Annotated in this window: 1 protein-coding gene; it reads right to left on the bottom strand. The window is 70.4% G+C overall.

What is annotated here, in order from left to right:
• On the bottom strand, window positions 1-629 hold a 629-nt coding region (locus KVT39_RS36465; protein ID WP_306795634.1), incomplete at both ends, for a SpvB/TcaC N-terminal domain-containing protein.

Genomic DNA, 629 nt, shown 5'->3' with positions numbered 1-629 from the left:
GGCGTGACCGTCCGGGCGCGCCGATACAGATAGCTTTGGCCATCGTTGTACAGGATTCCGGGCATACCCTCGCCGTATAGGTCGACCACCTGATAGAAGCCGGCATTGAGCCCGACCAGCCCCGCATCGAGCTGACGGAAGCGCGCGCGGCTCAGGTCGAACCCCGTGTAAGTCAGCGCCAGCGGCGGCAGCGCGGCCTGCTCGGGCGCCCCGCCGGTTTGCCGGTAACCGTGCTGGCGCACGTCGGTCAGCTGGGTCAGGTACGGGGTTTCCGCGTAGTCGAGCTGCAGCGCGCGTACTGCCACCGGCGCGGTACCCAGTTCGTCGAGCCGATGAAACAGCACGATGCGCTGGCACAGCCGCTCGCAGCGCAGCTCGAAGCCGCCATCGAAGCGCGAGAACGGGTCGGCGCGGGGATGCCACGGCCGGCTCGCGGCCCAGGCCGGCCCCTGCGGCGTGTCGGCATGCTCGCCGTAGTCGAACACCAGCGCGAACAGCCAGCGCTCGGTGGCCGGCTCGAAGCCTTGCGCGGTCGACCACGGTGCCGGGTCTGCGCGCGCATTGCCGAAGCTCACCTGCTTGAGGCAGGCGGCCTGCGTGCGAACCGCCGCCGCTTCGCGGGGGGCGTA

Origin of the sequence: Burkholderia sp. GbtcB21, assembly GCF_019091065.1 — a bacterium.
GTDB lineage: Bacteria > Pseudomonadota > Gammaproteobacteria > Burkholderiales > Burkholderiaceae > Burkholderia > Burkholderia pyrrocinia_C.
This window is presented reverse-complemented; position numbering and strand designations above follow the sequence as displayed.